We start from the raw sequence: 25,944 nt of genomic DNA, 5'->3' as shown, positions 1-25,944 counted from the left end.
CTGAATTGATTTTATCCGGTATCGAACCAGACCGCCTGCCGTGAATTGCAGTACAAGGCGGAGTGGAAATTGAAACTAATTATGAATTCATAATTCATAATTAATAATTGAGTAGGGCCAAGATGTATTGCGGAATCTTTGGAATAGATAACGTACTTTGCGGTTTGTTTTTGCGTGTAAAGTGGGAAAAGATAGTAGTGTCTATGAAAAGTAGATAAAAAGCTATCTAAATGAGCTGTGAGCTGTGAGCTGTGAGCTGTGAGCTGTGAGCTGTGAGCTGTGAGCTGTGAGCTGTGAGCTGTGAGCTGTGAGCTGTGAGCTGTGAGCTGTGAGCTGTGAGCTGTGAAATTTTGCCGGAAATCACAGGTCTGTCAAGCCCCTTTTGCCCCTTTTGCAAATAGGCGGTATAGATGCTAGGAGCGTACAAAAAACACCCGCAGGCGTACTTGTTGTACGTCGAGGACTGTTTTTTGTGAAGTGACAACGCAGATATGCTGCATATTTGCAAAAGGCTTATGGGAGGCGGTTTTGACTGCGGATATGCGGTGTGTCGGCTCGGCATGGTTATGATTATAGGGCTAAAAATGAGATAATGCAAGGGATTTACCTTCAGCTAGACCATCTGCAACGGCTTCGTATATATCGCACTTATTCGGTTTAATAATGCAATAAAAATACATTTATTCGGTCGAAAAATGCAGTAAATTATTGAATATTCGGTCGAAAAACGCTATCTTTGACGGAGAGGCGCGGTATTTTGGAACGTACGATATTACATCAACTAATCAACTGGAAGAATAAGAAGAATCGCAAACCCCTGCTGATGACAGGTGTCCGGCAATGCGGCAAAACGTACCTTATCCGTGAATTCGGTAAAAGAGCATTTGAAGAAACGGCATACTTTAATTTTGACGGAAATATGGGGCTGCAGTCAATCTTTGAGTTCGATTTTAATGTTGAAAGAATCATCGATGAACTTGAAACCGCCGTATATGGACATAAAATTCTCCCCGAAAAAACGCTGATCATCTTTGATGAGATTCAAGATTGTCCACGAGCGATACAGGCGCTTAAATACTTTTACGAGGAAAAGCCGGAGTTGCACATTATTGCAGCAGGTTCGCTGCTGGGAGTCGCGCTGCGTAAAGAAGGGATATCGTTTCCGGTAGGTAAGGTCGACCGGCTTGAAATGTATCCGATGAGTTTTGAAGAATTTGTCATTGCAGACGGCGGGTCGAAATATATAGACGGTATCGGAAAATATGAGCTTGACTGTGAGCTGCCTGCACTTTATACGGTTCCGATGGAAAAATATCTGAAGAATTACTACATCATCGGCGGAATGCCGGAAGTCGTGCAAACATGGATTGACACGCATGATTACCGTCAAGTAGAAGAAATACAAGAACAAATTTTAAAAGGCTATGCGGAAGATTTCGGCAAGCATACGACCGCAGAAACAGCAACAAAAATACGGCTTATTTGGGAGGCGATTCCTTCGCAAATAGCGCGGGATAACAACAAGTTTATTTTTTCCCGCGTAAAAAAAAGCGCGCGCTCAAAAGACCTTGAAGATGCGCTTGAATGGTTGGTAAACGCAGGTATTGCCTATAAACTGAATATGACGCCAACGCCGGAACTCCCCTTATCGGGAATGGCGGATAACACCTATTTTAAAGTATATATGGCCGATGTCGGATTACTCCGTAAAAAATCGAACATCCATTTTAAAACCATCCTTGAAGGAGATTCCGCGTATATACATTTTAAAGGTGCACTGACCGAAAACTACTGCCTCACTCAGCTAAAGTGTCTGGGCATAGAAAGTTATTTTTGGCGGACAAAGGCTGATGCGGAACTTGATTTTTTAACCGATTATGCAGGCGCCGTCGTCCCTATTGAAGTAAAGTCTGCGGATAATACCAAAGCAAAAAGCCTCCGGCTGTTTTGTTCCCGCTACGAACCTAAGACAGCGATTAAAACGTCTCTTAAAAATGTGGGTAGTAATGAGATCGGCTCTACCCGTGTGTGGAGCCTCCCGCTGTATACGTTATTTCGCATCAAAGACTATCTAGCGCCTCTCTACAAGTAGCGCCCCGGATATCCCCTACCTGGTTTTAAACTGGGTAATTGGAAATATAATTACGCATCACCAATTACCCATTGCCAATTCTTTGCCCTGCCCTTTTCTACTCTTTTACTGCTCCGGCGGCAAGGGACTTTAACAGGAATTTCTGCCCCGCCATAAACAACAGCGTAAAGGGCACTGCAACGAGCAGCGCGCCTGCGGCAAACATCGTAAAGTTGTCGTTTGCGCGGCCGTTAATCAGCTCGAAAAGGCCAAGCGCCAAGGTCTTTTTATCGTCGCTGCGCAAAATAAGACGCGGGAAGATAAAGTCCATCCACGGTGCGGTAAAGCTGGTAAGCGCAAGGAACATAATCATCGGCTTTACCATCGGCAGTACGATTTTCACGTATGTGGTAAATGAACCGGCGCCGTCGACATGGGCGGCTTCTTCAACGCTTTTCGGCACCGTATCAAAATAGCCTTTCATCAGCCATACGTTAAAGGGCACACTGCCCGCCGCATATACCAAAAGGAGCCCCCAATGGGTATTTAAGCCGTTTATCTTCCATAGCAGTACATACGTTGCAACCATTCCGATAAAGCTTGGGAACATCTGCAACACAATCATAGAAGCAAGCAGCGGCTTTCGCAGCGGGAACCTAAAACGGGAAAAGATATAGGCGGCGGTTACACAGACAGCCAAGGTCAAAAGAACATTGAACACCGCAATTTTGAGGGTATTGCCGTACCATTTAACGTAGTTGGTGCCGCGCACATCGGTTGTACCTTCGACGATTTTGTCCGCAGGTGTTAAAAGCCGTTTAAACTGATACACCGACGGTTCCTTGGGGATAGGAGAAATACTTGTTGCCGCCAACGAATTGGTCTTGGTAAAGGCTGCACCGACCGTAAAGGCAACGGGATAGAGGACAAAGAGCACCGTCGAAATAAGGACGGTATACAGGATAATCAGCACCAGTATGGTACTCAGAGAATGCTTTTTCATTACAGTTCTCCTTCTTTAAACGCCTTGGTATGCGTAAAATTATAGACTGCGAACGGTACCAGCACGACAAACACGAGGATGGAAAGTACCGAGGCAAGGTTGTACAACGTCGGCGTATCATACGTGAGTTTATAAATCCACGAAATCAACAGGTCGGTTGCACCCGCCTTTGTCTGAATACTGTCGTCAAGATTCGGACCACCGGCAGTAAGGAAGAATACCGCACCGAAGTTGTTGATATTGGCAGCAAACTGCATAATGAGAATGGGCATTGTTTGGAACAGTACCAACGGAAGGGTGATGCGGAAGAATTGCTGCATCTTATTCGCGCCGTCAATGGTTGCCGCCTCATAAATATCCGCAGGGATGGCTGTCATATTGCTGGTAATCAATATCATACTATACGGAAAGCCGATCCAAATATTAACCAATAGCATCGTAATCTTTGCCATAAACGGGTCGGAAAGCCACTTAATCGGTTCACTCAAAAGACCGAACTGCATCAGCGACCGGTTGATGGGGCCGAATGTTCCGTTCAAAAGGTTCGCCCAAATGAACAAGCTCAGCATAACCGGAATGGCATACGGCAGGATAAACACGGTTCGGAAGAATTTCGGCAGCTTGATGCGCTTATCGACAAGGATCACCGCGAATATCATACCGGTAAAATAACAGGTCGTGGTTGCAAAGAATGCCCAGATAACCGTCCATAGCGCAACGCGCCCGAAAGCGGAGAACCAACTGTTCGCCAGCTTGGAATTGAACATCGTGATAAAGTTTTCAAAACCGACCCAGTCAACCAGGTTATTCGGCGGGATATGCTTGGGCGATGAGTAATTCGTAAAGGCAACCAGCGCCGAAAAGATGAGCGGCAAAACAGTGAAAAACAAGATCAACAGAATCGCAGGGCTTAGTCCGAGATACGGAAACGCCGATTCGACAAACTTCTTGCGGGCTTCCTCAGCGGACGGATAGCACTGCTTTTCCACGATATAGGCCGCCGTTTTTTTGGCAGTGATCACGTTCGCAACATATACACCGATAAACACGACGAGTAACAGCACAGTGATAAGACCGCCGATCATCATAAAGATGGAATGATCCTTCATCTTGATAGGGACATTCGGTTTTTCATCTCCGAGTGTGATAAGGCCGATCAGACTCCGCACGATGGGGCCTTTTCCATTGAACTGCATAACCGTCTGATCAAAAAAGATCAAAAATAATACCGCCAATTCCATCAAAGCGAAAAAGGCGCCGCGCACATATTGCTTTAAATAGAGGATCTGACCGAGCCCCATAAAGCACGTCGATGCGGTTGACGTCTTTTTGATAATTGATTTGTCGATAACGGCAGCGCCTTGTAAGGTCGTTGTAGCCATTAAAACTCCTCCTATAAAAACTTTTGCAGGATGTTTAAACATCCGAAAAAGTTTTTAGCCGTGCGCATATCCCGCAACGAGGAGCTTTGCTCCGAAGTTCAGGACGGCGCACCCGTAAATAATCGAGTTTGCACCGCAAACTTTACCGCCACGGATGGCGGTGGTTATAACAGAAGCGATATTTTGGCATTGCCAAAATTCGCCATCAACCGATGTACACGGAAGTTCATCGGTTGATGAGGTGTTCAAAAAAGATAAAGCCGCCGGGCTGTACCGTTTTATCCCTGCAGCGCAGGGAGAGGTATACCCGTGCCTTTTCATCTATTATCTGTGCGATTGATACCGGAGCCGTACCGCAATTGAGAATGAGGTCTATGCTCCTCGTGCTCGAAACTCCCGCGGTTTCAACGGTCTCCGTAGTTTCTGCAGGTTCTACCGTTTCGGTATACTTTTGCAAATGAATAATTCTATTCGGTTCGCTTTCGGCAAGCGGTACGTCATGCAGATATGAGTAACCGGAAGCGGTCATTGCCGGATGCGTATGGCGCAAAGCAATCAACTGCCGCATCATGCTCATCGGTTCGGCGTATTCACCTGCTTCGATAGCCTGCCACGGCATACAACGGCGGCAATCGGGATCATTTCCGCCTGCAAGCAGAACCTCGCTGCCGTAATAGATACACGGCGAACCGGGCAGGCTCAACAGCAGGGCGTATTGCTGCCATACGGCGGACACATCGCCGTCATTGCGGGTAAACAGGCGCGGCGTATCATGGGAATCCAGCAGATTAAACAGGCCTACGGTAACAGGTTCGGGATAGGCGGTAAAGACGGCATTTATTTCCCGCTCAAAAGTCAGGGCGGACAGCGTTTTATCGCAAAAGAATTTCCAGAAGCACAGCGCGAGCGGATAATTCATTACCGAATCCAACTCGCCGCCGCGCAGCCACGGCAAGGCACTGCGCCATATTTCTCCAAGCAGGTAAAAGTCTTTTTTAAGACTGCGCATCCGCCGATAAAGCTGCCTGCAAAATGTGTGCGAAAGCTCATTCGCAACATCGAGCCGGAGCCCGTCAATATCATAACTGCGCACCCATGTTTCGCATACGTTCAGTAGGTAATCGACGACGGCAGGATTATTGGTATTCAGCTTCGGCATCGTATCGACATACGCAAAAACGCTGTATCGTCCGCTCTTTCCGTTTGTACCGGACGGTCGGCTTCGGCTCGCGGCGTTTTCACATTCCGGTTCTGCAACGGTTTCAAACGGCCATTCTTGTACGATAAACCAATCGAAATACGGCGAGGCTTTTCCGTTGCGGACAACATCCTGCCACAGTGCAAAGTCCCAGCCGCAGTGGTTAAAGACGCCATCCAGCATCACTTTTATACCGCGTGCATGGGCTTCTTTCACCAGCGTATGCAGATCATCTGCGCTGCCGAATGCAGGATCGATATTCAGATAATCGGATGTATCATACTTATGCACACTCGGCGAAACATTAACCGGATTAAGATATAAGCCGGTAATATTCAAATCGGCAAGATAGCCGAGCTTTTCGGTAATACCCCGAAGCGTACCGCCATAGTGTTCATTGTTGGTAACAGCATCCTCGGCAGCAGGCCACGGCAGAGCATTCGGTTTCTGCGAGGCGGTATCCCTGCAAAACCGATCGGGAAAAATTTGATACCACACTGTGTGGGGTACCCAATCCGGTACACGGACGCATTCAGCGCCGTCCAGCCACGGGAACTCAAAACCGGGAAAATTACCGGTTATCCGGCGCAGCGTAACAAGCTCATCTGCCGTGTAAAACCCGTTTTCCAGACAGTAGCGGACATCGCCTTCATCTTGACCGTGCAGTTCAAAGCAGTATTTACACCGTCCATAAAGAAGCATAACCGTTACCTGCCACCATGTATGATACGGAAGATCTTTTTTGCGGGTGATTTCCTGCCGTTTGCCTTCCCATGCCCATCCGTCCGGTGTTACCGAACCGTCGAACGGATCTCCGTATACAATAAATACACGCCGTATGTCGCTGCCGGTTTTAAGGCTGATCATAAGTTCATTTTCATTGAGCGGATAGCAAAAATTATCCGTACTGCGATGTTCTATTGCCGAAAACTGCATACCAAGCACCTATATCCAAGGGAACTGTCCAAAAACCCGATTCGCAATCCGCTTTGCAGACTGTGAATCGGGTTTTAAAAGATACCGTTTGGGAACCTCTAAAAACGTGAGTTTTTAGAAATATCCTATTGTATCGACTCCATTGTAGCCGCAGCAGCATTCAGTTTTTCCGTAACATTGCCGCCGTCCCAGATATTCGCAAAGGTCGCATTCATTGCAGACCAGTATTTGCCCATTTCGGGAATGGTGGGCATCGGTGTTGCGTATTGCGCCTGTGCTAAAATACCTTGACTTAACGGATCGGTGATGGTGATATCGGAGCGGGGCGGAATTTGTTTGGTCATTTCGTACCGTTTTTCCAACATCGGCTTTGAGGTAAGGAATTTTGCAAAATCCTGCGCTTCCGCCGGATGATCACTGTAGGCGCTGACAAAGGCCAAGCGGAGACCGGAGAATGATGCCGGAGGATTGGTCATGCCGGGGAATACCGGAATGGGTGCAATACCGTAGTTAAGGCCTGTTTTTGAAAAATCGGAGATCTTCCACGGGCCGGTAATAATCATCGCGGCTTTACCTTCCGTAAACGAGGAATTGCAGAAATCATCGGTAATATCGCCTGACGGAACATCGAGCATTTTCTTGCGCAGGCTCTGGAAATAGGTTAAGCCGGTAATAGCATTGGGGCTATTGACGTTGTGCTGTTTGGGGTCATCGCCGTTCGGGCCAAAAAGCGGTGCGCCGAAGCCGCTCATAAAGATGTAGTTAAAGTATGCGTTTCCGACACCCCAGACCAATGCATATTTATTTTGAGCTTTATCGTTCCACGTCTTTGCAAATGCTTCCATCGCTTCCCACGTTTTGGGAGCTTCCGGCAGCAAGTCTTTATTATAGAACAATGCGTAGGTTTCAATTGCAAGCGGATACCCGTAGTTTTTTCCCTCATACGCGGCGGATGTCAATGCAGCGGGGATAAAGTTGTCGAGGACGGACGCATCGTCAAAGGGGAGAATATGACCGCCTGCGACAAGGGCGCCGATATGGTCGTGCGGTGCAACAAAGATATCCGCGCCTACACCTGCAGGGCCGTCCATTTCAATCTTTGTGCGCGCATCGGTCGACTGAACCGGTTCATACACAAAGGATACGTTCGGATGCGTTTTCTTGTATTCTTCCGCAGCAAACAGCATAAAATCTTTTTCGGGGCCTTCGGATTCCCATATTTTGATGGTAACCGTTTCGCCTTTCATAGCGCCGGCTTTATCGTCCTTCTTCTCGGAACCTCCGCCGCAGCTCGTAAGAGCAAGAAGAAGCACCAATGATACACAGGCAGAAAGCCCTATAATTGCTTTTTTCATATAACACCTCCAATCTGTTATGAAAAAAATCTACTAAACCTATTCGGAAACTTCCGTTTCTGAACAGGTTACCTTGAAATGCGATGTTCTAAATCGTGCTATTTGTACAATTTAGAACTCGCCGACCTGTTCGACAACGAAGTTATCGAACAGGTCTATTCACTGCGAACAATAGCCGCAGTGTACGGATCTAGTATGATCCGGTTTTGCTCAAATCGTATACCGGAGAGCTGTGCAATGCCGTCCGGCGATGCCGCCGCTCCGTCGACAAAAACCACAGGCTTTTGTAATGCGCCGCCAAGTGTAAAACAGTGTTCCGTTCCCGCGGCATTAAATAACAAAAACCACGTGCCGTCCGTCCAGTCGAGTGTGTACCCGAATGCCTGCCCGTACTGCTTCTCCGTTTCGGACAATGCTCCAGAATCACTCTTTACGGCACATCGGTTACCGCTGCAATCCCCCGATGCAGCAACCGCTGCATCTTCTGCGGGTAAAAACGCGGCGGCTTGTGCAATGCGTCCGGCATTTCCTATTCTAAACACGCCAAACCGTTTCCGCAACGCGATAAGCCCGCGCGTGTATGCGAGAAGCTCGGCGTAATCCTCATCGAGCGTCCATACAATACGGTTAACGCTGTCCGAAGCGTCATAGCTGTTCCGCACAAAAGTGCCGATGCATTCTTCCGCCGCTCCGTGCACATTCGGCTTGGTACGACCCCGCTCCTGTCCGGCGTGTAAGAATGCGATCCCTTGACAGGTAAGCGCCAGCGCGTTGCCGAGTTTGATACGGGCAATCAGCTCCTGCCGTTGTACAGGAATACGTTCATCAAGCCCGGCATTATGGGCGATGCAGTCGTGCAGCGTAAGCCCGTCGTGGCAAACAAGGTACTGCACGTTATCACCCGGGCTGTCGGCGGTATAATTGCACTGAGGCAAACCGATACAGTTGCAAAAGAGCTGCTGAAGATCGACGTTACCGCCGGTTAAAAAGCCCTTGCCCTCTTCGTTCATACCGCCTGCTTTTACCAAATCGCGGAATTCGTCGTTAAAGACGGCAACGCTGTCGGTTTCGGTCATGTACCGCTGATCCATACCGACGGTACCTTCTGCTCCGTTATACAGCTTCCAGCCTTCCCCGATGAACAGTACCGATGGATTAAGTTCCCTGCAGCGGTTGTACGCCTCCAGCACCGTCTCGGTATCGAGCAGTCCCATCAGATCAAACCGGAGACCGTCAACCTTATAGTTTTTCACCCAGTGTACAGCCGAATCGACAATAAGCTTTCGTGCCATCAGCCGCTCCGAAGCAATATCGTTCCCGCAGCACGAGCCGTTGGTATAGCTGCCGTCGGAATTTGTCCGAAAATAATAGCCCGGAACAATCGCGTCGAAAAGATCGGTACGCGCAACATGATTATACACCACGTCGAGCACTACACCGAGTCCCGCCCGATGGCACTCGTTGATCAGCTCCCGCAATTCGCGTACACGACTTTCGGGATTTTCAGGCTCGCTTGCATACCAGCCTTCGGGCGTAAAATAGTTGTGCGGGTCGTAGCCCCAGTTATAGTTGTTGTTGTGCACGGTACCGGCATCTTCATACCGCTGATTTGTCTCGTCCGTATAGTAAAAGTTCAGCACCGGCATCAGCTGAATATGCGTAATGCCCAGTTCGCGTAAGTAGGGGATTTTTTCGATAAAAGCTTTATACGTACCGGGAATATTTTTAACGTCGGAGTCGGGACTTGCAGTAAAATCGCGGACGGACACTTCATAAATAATCGCATCCTCCCGTTTTTGCAAGGTGATATACGGATATTCCCGCTCCGGTTTGAGCGTTTCTTTTTGCAGGTTGATAATAGCACCCCGTCCGATACCGCCGCTGCCGGTACAAGCCGCCATCGAGAGGCTGTACGGATCGAGCACAGTATGCATTCCCGTTTCGTTTGTCAGCGTGTAATCGTAAAAGAACAGTTCCGGATCCCGCTCCGCAAAGATGCCGCACCACAAGCCGGTTGCATCGTCATACCGAAGCGGAACCGTAAAAGCAGGCGTTGAATCACCGGCGTTTTGATAGAGGTTCACCGACACATCGCGGGAAGTCGGCGCCCATAAAGAAAAACGGCAGCTTTGAGCGGCGGCATCATACACGGCGCCGAGCTGGGTATCGCGAGGCGGAATTGTCTGTTCAAGAGCTTTGACGGGTGATCTCATAAACCTTCCATATATCGATACTTTATATTAGCATATTCCCCCTTGAATCGCCAATATATAAATGGGTATCTGCAAAAAACTCGGTTAGATTTTCAGAGACTCCCAAATATTTTTGTGCGAAGGGTCTAATCTAAGGCTGGTTTCCACTATTTGTACCGATCGTATGATTCCGTTGGCTGTATTCCTGCAATGCACGATAAAAGGAGCGCATAACCGGACAGTACTGCTTATCTTCGCAGGCGATATGCGAAAGTATCCAATCCCTAAGGTAGTCGGCAAAATCAAAACCGAGCGTCAAAGTCATTTCGTCAAAACCCATCAATACCTGTGTAATTGTTTGGACAAACTCCTTGTGTCGCTGCTTATGAGCTTCGTAGCCGGAAAAACCGCATGCTTTCATCAATTTCTCTTCATCGGTAAAGTGTGTTTTGGTATAGCTAACCGCTTGCCGCAGTACATTGCCTACGGTTATCAACCATTCGTCCTTACTCCGTTTTTGGCGGTTCATCAGCGCTTCGCGCAGCTCATTGCACATTGCTACCAACTTACGATGCTGACAATCAATTCGAGGAATACCAAGCTCCAGTCTTTTATCCCATTGGACCCAAGCGGTATTCAATTCTTCCGTCTCTTTTGTTCCTGTTATCATACTTTTTTCATCCTTATTATGCCGATTACTCATACTGAATCGTTTCCAAGAATCGGTTATTCTTAGACGATTGGGTATCTCTAAAAACTCGGTTAGCTTTTAGGTATCCCCAATTTATATATTAGTAATCATTATTAGGATAAAACGATATAGCTATAATGTCAAATGGAAATTCGCACTTTAAGGTCATCCCCATTGATGCAGACCCGTCAATGCAAGATTGACAGAATCGGAAATTCACGGCACAATATCTCGCTGTAATGTTAGTAAGATATACTCGAAATAATACGAATAAAAAACTGTCAAAGGCGCTTATATATACGGCAACGGAACATTCCATCGATCCCCGTAAGGTAGACGGCGAAGCGATCCGTATTATCAATGGATTACATAATGCAGGTTATGAGGCCTACATTGTCGGCGGCGCTGTTCGCGATTTGCTGATCGGAAAAACACCGAAGGACTTCGATATCGCAACATCGGCAGAACCCGCTCGTATCCGTAAAATTTTTAAAAACTCCCGGCTCATCGGAAAGCGATTCCGATTGGTGCATGTTTTTTACGGTCCTAAAATATATGAAGTTTCCACCTTTCGATCACTGGAGGAGGGGTCGGTCGGAAACAGCTTCGGCACTATCGACGAAGATGTGCGGCGCCGCGACTTTACATTAAATGCACTCTACTACGATCCGATAAAAAATATCATTGTCGATTATGTCGGCGGCGTGGAAGATATCCGAAAAAAGCGGCTGCGCCCGATTATCGAGCTTTCTCACATTTTCGCAGAAGATCCGGTGCGGATGATTCGCGCCGTCAAATACGCGACTATCACCGGTGCCGCAATCCCGCTGCTTCTTCGCTGCCGAATTCACCGTGATGCGCCGCTCCTCGAATATGTATCCCCTTCCCGCTTAACCGAAGAGATAGGCAAAATACTAATGAGCGGGCATGCAGCGGACATTTTTAAAACACTTCTGCATTATCGCCTTTTCCTCTATTTACAGCCTTTGGCTTTCTCATTTATCGAGGATTCGCCTCATTTTTCCGAACATTATTTTGCAAGCATGCAAGAGCTGGACGGGTTAATTGCGGAGCACAAGATTCAGAGGCAAGGACAGGCGCTTGTTTACCTCATCCGTGATTTTTTACAGCTGATTACCGACTGGGAAGGAGAACCGCGGGCTGTTTATAAGGCGGTATATGCCGAGTGTCGCCATTTTGTCTTGCCGATGAACCCGCAGCGGACAGAGCTTGAATATGCGGTAAAATACTGCCTTCGAAAAGGCGGCTTGGATATACGACTTACCGGTACCGCCAAAGCAAAAGAGCCGTCCAAACGCCGCCCGCGCGGATCTGCACGGCAAAATACCGTTGCAAAACAAGGAACACGAGCAGTGGGAAAGCGCGGCTCCAAACCCGCTGTTCCGGCTACTAAACCTGTTCGATAACAGCCTTGCCAAACAAACAGTTTATTGAAGCAAAGCGGTAGTCAGCCACGGAATATAGGTAACCAGCAGTAAAATAATACTTTGAACGCCGAGAAAGGGAAGAATATTCTTTACTATTTTGATAACAGGCTTATTAAACGTATAACTTGCAATAAACAAGTCCATTCCGATCGGAGGCGTTAAAAACCCAAGCGCTAAATTCATCAAAAAAATAACGCCGGTATGTATGGGGTGGATTCCGAAGGATTCGGCGATCGGCATAATGAGCGGAGACACAACCAAAATAGCGGAATATAAATCCATAATACAGCCGACAAAAATCAGCAACACATTCAGCAATAGCAAAAACACATATTTTGAGTGGATATACGTCTGCACAATATCCGTCAAAACCGATGGTATGTTTGCATCGATTAAATAATAAGCTAGCCCTTTTGCTGCGCCAATGATAATCAGTACACCTCCTGCGATGGGAATACTTTTCAATATATAAGCGGCAGCCGTCTTCCATGAAAAATCCCTACGGATAATAACTTCCAATACACAGGTATAAAGCACGGTAAACGCAGCCGTTTGCAGGAGCGAAAAAAGGCCGGAAAAATAAAGAATGATAATAAACACCGGCAATAACAATTCGAAAAAACTACCGAAGAAAGCGTTTTTTAATACAGTCAAAGAAAACGGTATCCGTGTTTTTGAATGGTCTCGTATTACACCGATAACGATCATCGACAGCGTAAGCAATATCCCAGGGAAGATCGCCCCTTTAAATACATCGAAGATATCAATGGTCATGATGTTGGTTACGCCGAAGATAATAATTGCCATACTGGGAGGAAAGAGTATACCGAGAGAACCGGAAGCGGTAATAAGCGATTCGGATTCATCTTTCGAATAACCATTCCCTGTTAAAATAACACTGATAAGCGGGCCGAGTGCTAAAATGGTTACGCCCGAAGCGCCGGTAAAAGTTGTAAAAAAAGTGAGCACAAGAACGGAGGAAATAATAACGCCGCCCCTAATCCAGCCGACGCTACCGCGAACCAGTTCCATGAGCCGCCGTCCGGCGCTCCCTTCCGCCAGCAGGCACCCTGCAATGGTAAAAAGAGGGATTGCTGCAATGCTGGTATCCGTTAAAATATGATACATTTCCAGCGGAATCACATCGACATATCCGCCGCCTTGGCTGAATGCCGTATAGGTAATCCCGAGCAATACGATAAAAAGCGGTAACCCGAAAAGCCCCGCAGCAATCAACACAAGCATAAGAGGTATCATTAACGGAGTGCTGAAAGATTGCCAGAGGGAGGCGCTCACGGTAAGAAACGGGCTATCCCTGCCTAAAAGCGCATAAAGAATAACGGCAATCGAACCGCAGCTGATGAATAAACCGAAAATAAGCCCTACCAAAGAGGATATAAGCGCTCCGCTCTTTTTGAAACACAAAAAGAGCTGCGCAAAAAACATGAGCGGCAGCGCAGCGAAGATAAACCGTACCGGTATTCCCCACACAAGATCGGCAGGGTCTATTACGACTAAGATATTCGGAAAACAGGCAAAAAAGATTGCCGTAAGGACGGCTGTCGTTATACCGTTATTGATTTGGCTAACAATGCTTTTCAGTCGAGCGGACAGTTTAAGGTTAAAGACCTCGATATTCAACTGTTTGTGATCTGCACTGGTAATCATACCTGCAAAACACGCAAAAATAAAAACGGCATGGATGATCACCCGCTCCCCGTCCAACACCGGAATACCGCCGATATCGTTAATGAGAAAAAATACGATCGGTAATGTGATTAATATACCGACCAGAAAAAGTACAAATACGTTGACAATCTTTCTCATATTGTTATCGCACAGCTATTTACGCATCGGAGCAATGAGTTTTTGGATATTTTGATACATATCCATATCAAATGCATTCGGAAAAGCCCGATGGATATCGCTAATATTCATACTGAATTCTGCTTCCCATTTTTTCAGCTCATCTTTAGAAAGATGAATCATCGTAACACCGCTTGCTTCCATTTTACGGACACAGTCGGCATCAGAATCGTCAAGCGCGTCGTTGAGCCGTTTACGAGCTTTTTCCATTGCCTCCTTCATAGCGGCATGGTACTTCTTAGGAATCTTATCCCACGAAGCCTTGGAAATAACAAAACCCGCCATGATAGGACATAATTTCGTATCAAGTGCGTAGCTGATATCCTTGTAATACCCTCCTGCATAAGTTAAAAGATGCACTGCAAAGAAACCGCTGATACCGTTTTTACTCTTTAGCATTTGAGAGAATTTTTGACTTGCAACATCAACGACATTAAAACCGCTCAGTTTAAAACTATCGCTCAAAATAGGACTATCCAAACCGGCGACTGCCAATTTTATCTTTTTTAATTCTCCGAGAGTTTTATACGGCTCCTTTGTATAAAAAGAAAGCCACCCGACATTCGACCATGCAATCAACTCATAACCGGCAGCATTAATTCTCGATTCTATTTTATTGCCGTATACGCTGAGCGCTTTGTCAAGCTCTTGCTGATTTTGAAGCAAAAAAGGAAGTGCAAGCGTATAGATATACGCATCGGGCACCAATTCATGTAAACCGATCATCGTAAAGATTGCCCCATCCAAAGGAGCTTGCTGCCCGGGACGCGCTGCTTTGAGCTTTTGGATGCCCGCCTTTTCTCCACCGAGAGTTGTCATGTTATAAATTTTTACCGTTACCTGCCCGTCGGTAATGCGGTTCCATTCTTCGGCAACTTTTTTAAGTTCAATATCCCACGGAGAACGGGAAGGAGCAACGGTTGCTATCTTTAGTACGATTTCTTCAGCGTTGACAAGAGTCATTGAAGCAATAAACAGGGCAACAAACAGCGTCAAAAATTTTCTCACAGTATCTTCTCCTTATATAACTGAATATAACTGATGCAAAGATAAACTAATCGCCTAGGAAATAATCACCTTTCATTTTTTGTAACCAGCGTGCTTTTGTTTGGCTGAGGGTAATGGTGAGTTTATTACTCGGCTGCGTTTTCGGATCAATTTCCAATGCTTTGCGTAAAGCCTCATCAAAACCGGCGCTGTCCTGTGCAGGAACACAAAACGACTGCGCATACAGGACATACACCGACGGTCGCTGCCCGCTGCTCAACTCCAATGTTTTACGATACGCCTCTTGCGCCTTATCCGCGCCGCCACCCAAGGATTCAGGTGCGGCAGCATAAAAAGCCGTAAGCGTTTCCCAAATAGCGCCATCGTTAAATGTAGGATAAAGTTCTACCGCCCGCTCGAGCATCGCTACGGCACCCGGAACTGCAGCAAGCGCATTGGTATCCATCGGATCAAGCGAGAATGCCCCAAGTATACCGCAGCCGGCCCAATACAGTGATTCAACATCAGCGGCTCTGCAGCGGGTAAGAAAATGGGTACCTTTATCGTCTGTATAATGCGCCATCGCTTCAGCAAAACCCTTATAAGCGCCATCGAGTGATTGCATCACATAATCGGCGCCGCGAAGGTAAAATTTTTTTGCCCGCAAATACTCAAGATTCTTTTTTTGAAATTGAGTTTCGGGAATATAGTCGGCAGGTGTTTGAACAAAAGCGTTTGCATACATAATATAGAGAGAACCGGACATAACAGCCAAACCGCGATGTTGCGGATTACTGAGATGCAGTATCTCATACGTTTTTAATACCGTCGGAAATACCTCCGAAACCAGCTTTACATCATCTTCACCGGTAAGCGCAGCCGCTGCGTCAATTCCGCCTGAGGCACCGCTTTTCGGCGCAGGAAAGGGGGCAAGCGTATTCGCGATACCGTTAAAGGCCATACGTTTAATGGAGCAACCACTCACGAGCAGGAATAATCCCGCTACACAAATATATATTTTTTTTAGAGTTACGGTCATAAAAGGAACCTCTATATTATCGTATTAAACGGTTGATTCTTTTTGCCATTGATGAATAAAGGCTTCATAAGCGGCGATGGTTGCGGAAAGCGCGATTTGCTGCACGGAACTCCGTCCTGTAGCATTATTACCATCCAAGACATAGAGCGAATCAAGAATCCCTTGTATATCCTCGATACTGCAGCTTGCATCGGCAGCTCTCCGCCTAACAAGAAGGCGTGTTTCGTCATCAAAAATATCCCGATACCTTTTCTCTTCCCAGTCAACAGTCTCAGACATAAAGCTGATTATAGAATGTTTTATCGTTGAATGCAATATGATAGCAGCAATACAACAGGGCTTCAGCATGAAAGAAAAGTATAGTAAAGTAATGTTATGGTGGAAGGGATATTATTTGAACAAGTAGAAGACAGTCGGCAAGACTGGAAAGTAAAGCATTCGATAAGTGAAATACTGATGGTAGTAATGTGTGGAAGCACCTTGCTGCATTCGGCATGGTTGAAAGCATTGTAACGAGGAAGGGGAAAGAATGCCGTGAAATTCGCTATTTCATTACGAGTGTTACAGATGTAAAACAATTTGCAAAGGGAGTACGCAGTCATTGGGCGATAGAAAATAACTTACATTGGTGTTTAGATGTGTTGTTTTCTGATGATGCCTGTACTGTTGTTGACCGGAATGCAGCAGAAAACCTAGCTATTATCAGAAGAATTGTTTACAACAGAATTAAGATGCTCTCTAAAATGGATACGCTCAGTATGGGCAAGCGCGCTTGCATCTACGACGATAATTTTAGAGCTCAGATCCTTTTTTCATGCTGAAGCCCTGTTGATACCAATTTCTTGACAATCTTTTCTCTATCGGTTTATAATTATTACATTACTATAGCAGAATACTTTAAATATGGAGTAAAAGAGGGCTGAGTATGGAAAAATATCCAATAATAGGATTATTATATATCGGTTTATGTTCATATACTGATTTATTGATACCCCGCAACTCTTAGACATACACAGATGTTTACTTCGTCACAGTGTTAAAAGCATACCTCCTTAAATTCTTTTTTCTACCATACATCCCCGTCCGTCATTATACGCAGAAGTGATTTTACCTCTCTGACAGGAGGTCAGTGGTTCTATGCAAAAGCAAAACCGTAGTGCAGGGATGTATAAGGCTGTACTTCCCCAAACGATAGCATCCATACCGCTACCGGAAATCCTCATCATGATAAACACCCTCAACGAAATACCTTCGATGCAGAGTGCACTGAGAAACGGCAAGTATTAAAGCTTTCGCACGAATAAAAAGCAACTTATAGGAGTAACACAAATGAAAAAACGATTTTCAATCCGTTATAAACTCATTTCGATTTTTGCTGTTTTTATTATAACGCTTATTTTTTTTATTATTACCATTATCGGTTTTCAAATTCGGAAAACAGATCGGGAGCGATTTCATAAAAACATGCAACAAAATATCAAATTAATAGAATATGATATCAATTTATTTTTCGATAATACAAAATACATGTTACGTATGCTATCCAGTCACTCAGCTGTGCGGAATGCTGATACTTCTTTTAACGAATATATATCAAAGACTGAAGTATCCGATATCAATACCATAGAAAAAAGCGCAACGGAAACAGCTGTATTTAATTTATTCAAAAATATTCATAAAAGCTATCCGTATTATATGTGTGTGTTTATGGGAACTAAGTGGGGCGGCTATACATCAACGTGTGACAAAGCGCTTTCAGGCGGTTATGATCCGAGAAAACGGCCTTGGTATGAAGCTGCCTCAAAAACTCCCGAAAACCCGATCATTACGGAGGCTTATCGTTCCACAGCAGGCGATACGGTTATTTGTCTTTCACAGGGAGTTTTTTCTTTTCAAAATGAACATATCGGCAATGTCAGTATAGAAGTGACATTACAAACACTGACCGAAATGTTAAAAGCACTGGCAATAGGAAAAACAGGTTATATCATGCTGGTACAAGGAGATGGAACAATATTGGCCGATCCGAAAGACGATTCTTTTAATTTCAAAAAAATAGAAGATACAAACGTTCCCGCTTTTGCACAATTTGCAGCAGCTGATTCGGGAAGCATGACTGTAAACATAGATAATAAAAAATGGCTGGCTGAAGTGTACACTATTGATGGTTTAAATTGGAAGCTAATAGCGCTGATGCAGGAAAATGAGGTTTTTTCTGAATTTTATCAGATATTACAATCTATATTGGTCATCGGTTTCACACTATTAATAATCTTTTTAATTATCTCTTTGGTGTTTGTATTTCATATTACAAAAGCACTGAATTCGGCCGTTGTCGCCCTTAAAAATATTGCGCAAGGTGAGGGTGATTTGACAGTGCGTCTACCCGTACGTGGCAACGACGAGATCGCTGATATGTCAAAATACTTTAATCAAACTATTTCGAAGATCGGCTCATCGATACAAAACGTTGGTACGAACTCACATACGATGGAAGATATCGGGAATGAGCTCGCTTCAAATATGACCGAAACGGCCAGTGCCGTAAACCAAATCAGCGTAAACATTGATGGTGTCAAACAGCAGGCGCTTACACAAGCGGCCAGCGTTACCGAAACGGCCGCTACCATCGAGGAAATTGTCCGCACGATTAAGCAGTTGAACAACAGCATCGAAATACAAACCGCAAGCGTCGCCAAGTCTTCCGCCTCCATCGAACAGATGGCTTCGAATATCGCCTCAATCGGACAGACACTCAGCAAAACCGATGCAGCCATCAAAGAGCTGACCACCGCAACGGGCGACGGTAAGGCAACACTCATTACCTCGAATAGCGTCACACAGAAAATCGCCGAGGAGTCGGGCTCGCTGATGGAAGCATCAAGCGTTATCCAGCACATTGCCAGTCAAACAAACCTCTTGGCGATGAATGCCGCGATCGAGGCAGCTCATGCGGGGGAAGCCGGTAAGGGGTTTGCCGTTGTTGCCGATGAAATCCGCAAACTTGCAGAAGATTCTGCAACGCAGGGAAAAACCATTACGGCGACACTGAAGACCTTATCAGGAGAAATCGAAATGCTTTCTTCCTCGTCAAAAACCGTTGAAGAAAAGTTCAACACCATCTTTAATTTGGCCGAGCAAGTCAAGTCGATGAGTGCTCACCTGACCGAAGCAATGCACGAGCAGGAAAACGGCAGTAATGATGTTCTTATTGCCATCAAGAACATCAACACGGTAACGACTGAAGTACTGGCTGGCTCGGAAGAAATGCTGAAAGGAGGTGAAGGAGTTGCCGAAGAAATGCGCAAGCTCGATGATTTAACACGCATCATCACCGAGAGCATGAACGAAATGGCTGCAGGTGCGGTGCAGATTAACAATGCCGTACAGGAAGTCAATGAGATCACCCAGAAAAATAAAGCGAGTATTCAAAATCTTGCGATAGAAGTCGGTAAGTTTAAAGTGTAGGTACCTCTTTTCCTTTGCTATTAGGATGTATGAACACTTTTCGGAAAGGGCGATACACATTTATTTATTCTGTGAAGGTATTCAAAAAACATGCGGTGCAGTTGTATCGCATGTCAAAAATGCAGTGTGTTGATACTCGACTGGTTTTCCATTATATTGGGAGATAGTATGAGTGATCTGGAAAGTGAGATACAGCGGCGCGGATTAATAAAGGTATCGCGTGAGGGTGATCAAAAAGAAAGCCCTTACCGCCGCGTTGCAAAGTTTTTATATTTAATCGGAGAGGCGCAAGCGGCAAAGGTACTGCAAAAGCTCACCCGCGAGCAAATCGAAAAAGTAGTAGCGGAAATGCTGACCATCCGCTATGTCGATAAGGACGAAGCCGCCTATATTTTAAGCGAATTTACGGCGCTTTATAACGAAGCGAAGAATTCCGTCGGCGGCGTAGAAACCGCTCAAGGGATTCTGACGGCGGCTTTCGGCGGGGAAAAAGCGCGGGAGATTATCGAGCGGGCAATACCGCCTGCTGCCGAGCGGCCGTTCGATTTTTTGGACGGTATCGACGGAGAAAAACTCAAGCGGCTCTTAGCGGATGAAATGCCTGCAACGCAGGCGCTCGTGCTTTCTCAGTTGGAACCGAAAATAGCAGCTGCCTATATTACCGGCTTAAACGATGCGGAAAAAAAAGACATCGTGCTCCGCCTCGCGCGGCTTAAAACCATTAGTCCTGAAATTTTGCAGACGGTAAGCACTTCGATGCGCGAAAAGTTTACTCGCATACGGACAGGCTCGGCTACCGAAGCGATTGACGGACGCGCGGTACTTGCCGCTATTTTACGGCGCAGCGATTCGGAAACGGAACAGTTTATTTTACAGAACATCGCAGAAGCCAATCCCGAACTTGAACAAAATATCCGCGAACGGCTTTTTACTTTTGAAGATGTGCTCATTGCGGACGACCGCTTTTTACAGAAAAAATTATCCGGTATGGAAACCTCGGTTATTGCCGCATTGATTTCTTATAAACCGGAAGTCTTTGTCAAAAAAATCCTCGATAACATTTCTAAAAACAGACAGCAGTTCATCCTTGACGATCAGGCGTCGAACCCCGTTTCCGTGCGGGAATGCCGCGAAGTTACCAATCGTTTTTTACAGGAATTGCGGAAAAGCTGGGAAGACGGCGAGCTGCTCTTATTCGGAAAGGATGGAGATGACGTATGGATAACCTAATCCACGGGTTTAAAATTATTTCAAAAACAGCGCTTGACGAAATGCAGGCGGAGGGTATTCTTGCGCAGCATTGCGAAACCGGACTTGAAGTTTATCATATTCATAACGATGACAGCGAAAATTTATTTGCGTTTGCTTTTATGACCCCGCCTGAAAACAGTTCGGGCGTTGCACATATTCTGGAACATTCGGTGCTCTGCGGTTCTAAAAATTATCCGCTGAAAGATCCTTTTTTAATCCTTTCCAAGCAGAGCGTTAAAACGTTTTTGAATGCGATGACATTCCCCGATAAGACCGTGTACCCCGCGTCGAGCATCCTCGAAAAAGATTATTTTAATTTGATGTCGGTGTACGGCGATGCGGTGTTTTTTCCGCTGCTCAAACGGGAAACCTTTGAACAGGAAGGTCATCGGCTCGAACGAGATGAAAAAGGAAACCCGTATTTTTCCGGCGTGGTGTTAAATGAGATGCGGGGCGCGTATGCGGATTTTGATTCCGGTGTAGACCGTGAGCTGCGGCATTCTCTCTTGCAGGGGACGGTGTATGCGCACGATTCAGGCGGCTTTCCGCCCGATATCGTCAAGCTCAGCTATGAGGACTTTTGCGCCTTCCATAAAAAATACTATCATCCGGTAAACTGCAAGGTCTTTTTATACGGTAACATCGAAACCGAAAAACAGCTTGCCTTTTTGCAGGAACGCTTCCTGCGGTTTTTTGAACCGGCGGAAAAGCCGCCGCTCATTCCGGCTATTACGCCCTATCCTGCACCCCGCGTGTTTTCGGCAACGGCGCCCGCAGGAGAAGGAAAAAATCCCGACAAGCTCACGGTAACGATGAATTGGCTGTTGCCCGAAAGCGCCGACATCAACCGGTTGATGGACTGTATGTTTTTGGAAGAGCTGTTGCTGGGACACGACGGAGCGCCCTTGCAAAAGAAACTGCTCGACTGCCCCTTCGCCGAAGATGTGTATCCGTACAACGGCGGACAGGCAGACCTGAAAAACATCTGCTTTACGCTCGGCCTTGCAGACATCGATAAAAGCGCGGAAGGACGGTTTGAAGCCTTTATCCTTTCCGGTCTTGAAGAAATTGTTCGGAACGGTTTTGAACCTCAGTTGATTGAAACCGCGCTCAATTCCCTCGATTTTTATAACAGAGAAATTACCCGTTCCGGCGGCCCCTTTTCGCTGGTTTTGATGCGGCGGGCGCTCCGCGGCTGGATACACGGCTTTGCGCCGGAGGCTTCGCTCCGTTCCATACCTGCTTTTCAGCGGCTGAAACAACGGCTTTCCCAAAACCCGCATTACGCTCAAGACCTCATCCGTACATTGCTGCTTGATAATCCCCATCGGACAACCGTTTCCATACGGCCGGATATTCACTTTTGCGAGAACATCGATGCGAGACTTGCTCAAGAAGCGTACCAAGCGGCGCAAAGCCTCGGCAGCGTAGAACACCATCTGGGTTCCGCCGAACAGACAGCAGTAACCGTTAGCGGGCAAAGCCTTGTCAGCGCAGATACCGGGCTTAATCCTGAGGCGGATGCTCAAGCGCAAAATCTTATTCCGCATATTTCAAAAGAGGAGCTGCCGCCGGTTGAACCGCCGATACCTGAACGTCTCGAATATTTCGGCAAAGTTCCCGTTATCATACATGAACAGCCGACAAACGGTATCACCTATATGGACATCGCAGTTCCCGTCGATTCGCTTTCGGCGGAGGACTATACATACCTGACGCTCTATACGTCCGCGCTTTCCTCGATGGGAACAAAAACGCAGAGCTGGGATACCGTTGCGGCGGAATTCGCTTACCTGACGGGAGGCTTTTCTGCGGTTACCTTTTCGGCAGGCAGGCATCGGACATCCGAAGCCGCGGTATTTTTCGATAATGCGCTCCGCACGGAAGATGTGGCGGATCGGGACTGGATTTTTATCCGCTCTAAAATGCTGCCCGAATATATCGAACCCGCGGTAAACCGTATTTTTTCGTATCTTAACGATATTTCTTTTGCCGACGAAAAGCGGTTGAAGGATGTTTTTATTCAGCTGAAAAATGATCTTGATCCGCTGCCGTCGTATTCGGGGCATACCTTGACTGCACTGTACGCAGCTTCCGCATATTCGGGTTCAAAACGGGCGGAGAATCTCTGGATGGGGATTCCTCAACTGCGTTTTCTGCGCGGGCAGTATGCAGCGCTGGAGCAACAACCGGCGGCAATCGGTGAACTTGCCCGTAAACTTGAAGAAATACACCGGAAACTGATGCGCTCCGGCCTTATCGTGAAGGTGTGCGGTACGAGCGCCGATATAAGCGTTATCAAAAAGGCGCTCACTTCCCATTTACTGCGGTTTGATTTTCCGCACCGCAGTACCGGCGGCTTTAGAACCGAAGCCTTTGAAAAACCGGCGGCGCTTTCGGCCTTTCCCAGCGCCGTGCAGGTGGGCTTCGCTGCGCAGCTTCTGCCGATTACGTTCGATGAAACGGAATACGGCGCTGCTATCGTCTATGCCCAGTGGCTTGAGACGGGGGCATTGTGGGAGGCAATCCGCGTGAAAGGCGGTGCATACGGCGTTTCGGCATATCCCGATTCCGCGACGGCGCTGTTTACGATGACTACCTACCGCGACCCTGCGCCGCTCAAATCCTTGCGCAGTATACGGGATTGCATCGAAAAGAGCATTGCGGCACCGCTTACCGACTCCGAACTGGAGGCCTTGATTACCGGCACGTACAGCACCGCGCTCCAGCCGAGAACCCCGGCGCAGAGAAGCGCAGCGGCGTTCTCGCGTCTCTTAAACGGGATAACTCATCAGGCGCGGATGCAAACAATCGAAGGTATTATTTCCTGTACACGGGAACGCATGAACCGGCTCGCCGCAAGCGTATCGGGAAGCGCCGCGCTTTCGGCAACGACGGCGGAAGGTATATCCGGCGGTACCGCTGCGGTAATCTGCTCCGACGCTGCGCTCCGGCAAACGGCAGACAACTTAGGACTTCCGCCGCTCACCGTTCTGTCTTCAATTTAAAAAAACTTTTTATGGAGTGTTAAATAAAAGCCGTACAAATGGCACGACTTTTATTTACTCAAGTTTGCTTAATCGCAAACTTGTATATCATCTGCATGTTCTCACTTCGTTGCGAACATGCGTAAAAAGTCAATCGAAAGTTGAAACTTTCTTCTTGACTTTTTATGGAAGGAATTTAAAACAACATGGCTGCAAAGAATACGTATGATGAATCGAAAATAAAGACGCTGAGCTCATTGGAGCATATCAGGCTCCGCACCGGTATGTATATCGGCCGGCTTGGAAACGGCTCGAACCCCGATGACGGTATTTACATCCTGCTAAAAGAAGTGCTCGATAACTCCATCGATGAGTTCATCATGGGAAATGGAGACCGCATCGATGCGCTGCTGAAGGACAACAAAGTTACCGTGCGGGATTATGGGCGCGGTATTCCGCTTGGGAAGGTCGTGGAATGCGTGTCGGTCATCAACACCGGTGCGAAGTACAATGATGAAGTCTTTCAGTTTTCGGTGGGCTTGAACGGCGTCGGCACCAAGGCGGTGAACGCGCTCTCCGAATATTTCCGGGTAGTTTCCGTCCGCGACGGGAAATACGCCGAAGCGGTGTTTGAGCGGGGTGTGCTAAAGCATGAAAAACAAGGAGATGCCAAAAAAGGGATTAAGAACGGCACGCTCGTGGAGTTTATTCCCGACAGGGAAATATTCGGCGACTATACATTCAACCTCGACTTTATCGAAAAACGGATGTGGAACTACGCCTATTTGAATGCCGGCCTTACGCTCACCTTTAACGGCGCTTCATACATATCGGAAAACGGCTTACTCGATCTGCTCAATGCGGAAATCGGCGAAGAAACGCTCTATACGATTGCTCATTTTAAGGAAGCAAAGCTCGAATTTGCCTTTACCCACACCAACAACTACGGCGAGACCTATTTTTCGTTTGTCAACGGACAGTATACCTCGGATGGCGGCACGCATCTTTCCGCCTTTAAAGAAGGCTTGCTGAAAGGTATTAACGAATACTACCGCAAAAACTACAAGAGCGAGGATGTCCGCGAAGGCACCTGCGCAGCGGTGGCGGTCAAGGTGCAAGCGCCCGTGTTCGAAAGTCAAACGAAAAATAAGCTCGGCAATACCGAGGTGCGGCCGTGGATTGTCAACGGTACAAAGGCCGCTGTGGTGGAATGGCTGCAAAAAAATGCCGAAGCTGCGCGGAAGCTGGAAGAAAAAATCCTTGCAAACGAACGGCTGCGGACAGAGCTGAACAGCGTTAAAAAAGAAGCGAAGGCTGCCGCAAAAAAAATTGCGATGAAAATCCCGAAACTTAAAGACTGCAAGTTTCATCTTGGGGATAAGCAGTACGGCAATGAGTCGATGATTTTTATCACTGAGGGCGACTCGGCTTCGGGTTCAATGGTTTCGAGCCGCGACGTCCTTACGCAAGCGCTTTTTTCGCTGCGCGGTAAGCCCGAAAATATGCACGGCAAAAAACGCGCAGCCATCTACAAAAATGCGGAGCTCTACAATATGATGATGGCGCTCGGTATCGAAAACAGCCTTGAAAGCCTCCGCTATAATAAGATCATCATCGCAACCGATGCCGATAACGACGGCTTTCATATCAGAAATCTTTTGCTCACCTTTTTCCTCACCTACTTTGAAGAGCTGGTGTTGAGCGGGCGGATTTTTATTTTGGAAACGCCGCTGTTCAGGGTGCGCACCAAAAAAGAGACTTGCTATTGCTATTCGGAAAAAGAGCGGGATGTCGAAATGAAGCGGCTCGGTACAGCGGCGGAGGTTACCCGTTTTAAGGGATTGGGAGAAATAAGCCCGAGCGAATTCGGTCAGTTTATCGGAAAGGATATCCGCCTTTTACCGGTCAGTATTCAGACCGTGAAAAAGATCCCTGGCGTGCTTGAATTTTATATGGGAAAGAACACCCCCGAACGCAAAGCCTTTATTATGAAAAATCTTCTTGCGGAAGTCGATGCGTAGAACGATCAATCTTCTTGTTTGCAGAATAGCTATCAATATGGTATAGTAG

19 protein-coding genes are annotated in these 25,944 nt (G+C 46.9%); 8 read left to right on the top strand and 11 right to left on the bottom strand.

The window, feature by feature from the left end; genetic code table 11:
• Positions 1–757: 757 nt before the first annotated feature.
• Positions 758–2,092: an ATP-binding protein gene (locus ABH09_RS05385; RefSeq protein ID WP_253715506.1), complete on the top strand. Its 1,335-nt coding sequence runs from the start codon at positions 758–760 to the stop codon at positions 2,090–2,092.
• A 97-nt stretch (positions 2,093–2,189) separates the two neighbouring features.
• On the opposite strand, the gene ABH09_RS05380 is transcribed toward ABH09_RS05385, so the two are convergent.
• From ABH09_RS05380 to ABH09_RS05350, 7 genes are all read right to left on the bottom strand, one after another.
• Positions 2,190–3,074 carry a sugar ABC transporter permease gene (locus tag ABH09_RS05380; RefSeq protein WP_016524050.1) on the bottom strand — a complete coding sequence of 295 codons (885 nt, stop codon included), beginning with the start codon at positions 3,072–3,074 and terminating at the stop codon, positions 2,190–2,192.
• Complete coding sequence (locus ABH09_RS05375; protein ID WP_253715505.1) at positions 3,074–4,456, bottom strand: carbohydrate ABC transporter permease; 1,383 nt, start codon at positions 4,454–4,456, stop codon at positions 3,074–3,076. The genes ABH09_RS05380 and ABH09_RS05375 overlap by 1 nt, the downstream gene beginning before the upstream one ends.
• A gap of 54 nt (positions 4,457–4,510) precedes the next feature.
• Positions 4,511–4,705, bottom strand: a complete 195-nt coding sequence (locus ABH09_RS05370; RefSeq protein WP_253715504.1) for a hypothetical protein — start codon at positions 4,703–4,705, stop codon at positions 4,511–4,513.
• Entirely contained in the window at positions 4,683–6,590 is a 1,908-nt protein-coding gene (locus ABH09_RS05365; RefSeq protein WP_253715503.1) for a glycoside hydrolase family 13 protein, read from the bottom strand. The genes ABH09_RS05370 and ABH09_RS05365 overlap by 23 nt, the downstream gene beginning before the upstream one ends.
• A 125-nt stretch (positions 6,591–6,715) precedes the next feature.
• A complete protein-coding gene (locus tag ABH09_RS05360) occupies positions 6,716–7,945 on the bottom strand; it encodes a sugar ABC transporter substrate-binding protein (protein WP_253715502.1) in 1,230 nt (409 codons plus the stop codon).
• A gap of 155 nt (positions 7,946–8,100) precedes the next feature.
• Positions 8,101–10,158 carry an alpha-amylase family glycosyl hydrolase gene (locus tag ABH09_RS05355; RefSeq protein ID WP_253715501.1) on the bottom strand — a complete coding sequence of 686 codons (2,058 nt, stop codon included), beginning with the start codon at positions 10,156–10,158 and terminating at the stop codon, positions 8,101–8,103.
• 130 nt (positions 10,159–10,288) lie between these two features.
• Positions 10,289–10,807, bottom strand: coding sequence for a bacteriohemerythrin (locus ABH09_RS05350; protein WP_253715500.1), 519 nt, complete (start codon positions 10,805–10,807; stop codon positions 10,289–10,291).
• Positions 10,808–11,067: 260 nt separating this feature from the next.
• On the opposite strand from ABH09_RS05350, the gene pcnB reads away from it, so the two are divergent.
• Positions 11,068–12,255, top strand: a complete 1,188-nt coding sequence (gene pcnB / locus ABH09_RS05345; protein WP_253715499.1) for a polynucleotide adenylyltransferase PcnB — start codon at positions 11,068–11,070, stop codon at positions 12,253–12,255.
• 21 nt (positions 12,256–12,276) lie between these two features.
• Here the strand turns inward: pcnB and ABH09_RS05340 are convergent, their stop codons facing one another.
• Genes ABH09_RS05340 through ABH09_RS05325 form a run of 4 tightly spaced genes read right to left on the bottom strand, consistent with a single transcriptional unit; the run spans position 12,277 to position 16,447 of the window.
• Positions 12,277–14,103: a TRAP transporter large permease subunit gene (locus ABH09_RS05340; RefSeq protein WP_253715498.1), complete on the bottom strand. Its 1,827-nt coding sequence runs from the start codon at positions 14,101–14,103 to the stop codon at positions 12,277–12,279.
• A 15-nt stretch (positions 14,104–14,118) separates the two neighbouring features.
• Entirely contained in the window at positions 14,119–15,150 is a 1,032-nt protein-coding gene (gene dctP / locus ABH09_RS05335) for a TRAP transporter substrate-binding protein DctP (protein WP_253715497.1), read from the bottom strand.
• A gap of 46 nt (positions 15,151–15,196) precedes the next feature.
• Positions 15,197–16,168 carry a TRAP transporter TatT component family protein gene (locus ABH09_RS05330; RefSeq protein WP_253715496.1) on the bottom strand — a complete coding sequence of 324 codons (972 nt, stop codon included), beginning with the start codon at positions 16,166–16,168 and terminating at the stop codon, positions 15,197–15,199.
• A 24-nt stretch (positions 16,169–16,192) separates the two neighbouring features.
• Positions 16,193–16,447, bottom strand: coding sequence for a hypothetical protein (locus ABH09_RS05325; RefSeq protein WP_253715495.1), 255 nt, complete (start codon positions 16,445–16,447; stop codon positions 16,193–16,195).
• A gap of 188 nt (positions 16,448–16,635) precedes the next feature.
• Here ABH09_RS05325 and ABH09_RS05320 point away from each other — a divergent pair, with 188 nt between their 5' ends.
• The 6 genes from ABH09_RS05320 (at position 16,636) to ABH09_RS05295 (ending at position 25,895) form a co-directional block, all read left to right on the top strand.
• Positions 16,636–16,989 carry an ISAs1 family transposase gene (locus ABH09_RS05320; protein ID WP_162663339.1) on the top strand — a complete coding sequence of 118 codons (354 nt, stop codon included), beginning with the start codon at positions 16,636–16,638 and terminating at the stop codon, positions 16,987–16,989.
• Between the two features lie 316 nt (positions 16,990–17,305).
• Positions 17,306–17,455: a hypothetical protein gene (locus ABH09_RS05315; RefSeq protein WP_162663338.1), complete on the top strand. Its 150-nt coding sequence runs from the start codon at positions 17,306–17,308 to the stop codon at positions 17,453–17,455.
• Positions 17,456–17,497: 42 nt separating this feature from the next.
• The gene (locus tag ABH09_RS05310; protein WP_162663337.1) at positions 17,498–19,636 is read left to right on the top strand and encodes a methyl-accepting chemotaxis protein; all 2,139 of its coding nucleotides are present in this window, start codon (positions 17,498–17,500) and stop codon (positions 19,634–19,636) included.
• A gap of 168 nt (positions 19,637–19,804) precedes the next feature.
• Positions 19,805–20,866 carry a flagellar motor switch protein FliG gene (locus ABH09_RS05305; protein ID WP_253715494.1) on the top strand — a complete coding sequence of 354 codons (1,062 nt, stop codon included), beginning with the start codon at positions 19,805–19,807 and terminating at the stop codon, positions 20,864–20,866.
• A complete protein-coding gene (locus ABH09_RS05300; protein WP_253715493.1) occupies positions 20,854–23,895 on the top strand; it encodes an insulinase family protein in 3,042 nt (1,013 codons plus the stop codon). The genes ABH09_RS05305 and ABH09_RS05300 overlap by 13 nt, the downstream gene beginning before the upstream one ends.
• Before the next feature lie 185 nt (positions 23,896–24,080).
• Complete coding sequence (locus tag ABH09_RS05295) at positions 24,081–25,895, top strand: DNA topoisomerase IV subunit B (RefSeq protein ID WP_253715492.1); 1,815 nt, start codon at positions 24,081–24,083, stop codon at positions 25,893–25,895.
• Positions 25,896–25,944 lie beyond the last annotated feature (49 nt).

Origin of the sequence: Treponema sp. OMZ 803 (assembly GCF_024181165.1) — a bacterium.
Classification (GTDB): Bacteria; Spirochaetota; Spirochaetia; order Treponematales; family Treponemataceae; genus Treponema.
This window is presented reverse-complemented; position numbering and strand designations above follow the sequence as displayed.

Excerpts from the sequence above, each read along its gene's own strand:
- ABH09_RS05380 (WP_016524050.1), bottom strand. The coding sequence starts at position 3,074 with ATGAAAAAGCATTCTCTGAGTACCATACTGGTGCTGATTATCCTGTAT.
- pcnB (WP_253715499.1), top strand. The coding sequence starts at position 11,068 with ATGTTAGTAAGATATACTCGAAATAATACGAATAAAAAACTGTCAAAG.
- ABH09_RS05365 (WP_253715503.1), bottom strand. The coding sequence starts at position 6,590 with ATGCAGTTTTCGGCAATAGAACATCGCAGTACGGATAATTTTTGCTAT.
- ABH09_RS05295 (WP_253715492.1), top strand. The coding sequence starts at position 24,081 with ATGGCTGCAAAGAATACGTATGATGAATCGAAAATAAAGACGCTGAGC.
- ABH09_RS05360 (WP_253715502.1), bottom strand. The coding sequence starts at position 7,945 with ATGAAAAAAGCAATTATAGGGCTTTCTGCCTGTGTATCATTGGTGCTT.
- ABH09_RS05350 (WP_253715500.1), bottom strand. The coding sequence starts at position 10,807 with ATGATAACAGGAACAAAAGAGACGGAAGAATTGAATACCGCTTGGGTC.
- ABH09_RS05375 (WP_253715505.1), bottom strand. The coding sequence starts at position 4,456 with ATGGCTACAACGACCTTACAAGGCGCTGCCGTTATCGACAAATCAATT.
- ABH09_RS05315 (WP_162663338.1), top strand. The coding sequence starts at position 17,306 with ATGCAAAAGCAAAACCGTAGTGCAGGGATGTATAAGGCTGTACTTCCC.
- ABH09_RS05310 (WP_162663337.1), top strand. The coding sequence starts at position 17,498 with ATGAAAAAACGATTTTCAATCCGTTATAAACTCATTTCGATTTTTGCT.
- ABH09_RS05330 (WP_253715496.1), bottom strand. The coding sequence starts at position 16,168 with ATGACCGTAACTCTAAAAAAAATATATATTTGTGTAGCGGGATTATTC.
- ABH09_RS05355 (WP_253715501.1), bottom strand. The coding sequence starts at position 10,158 with ATGAGATCACCCGTCAAAGCTCTTGAACAGACAATTCCGCCTCGCGAT.
- ABH09_RS05325 (WP_253715495.1), bottom strand. The coding sequence starts at position 16,447 with ATGTCTGAGACTGTTGACTGGGAAGAGAAAAGGTATCGGGATATTTTT.
- ABH09_RS05305 (WP_253715494.1), top strand. The coding sequence starts at position 19,805 with ATGAGTGATCTGGAAAGTGAGATACAGCGGCGCGGATTAATAAAGGTA.
- ABH09_RS05340 (WP_253715498.1), bottom strand. The coding sequence starts at position 14,103 with ATGAGAAAGATTGTCAACGTATTTGTACTTTTTCTGGTCGGTATATTA.
- ABH09_RS05300 (WP_253715493.1), top strand. The coding sequence starts at position 20,854 with ATGGATAACCTAATCCACGGGTTTAAAATTATTTCAAAAACAGCGCTT.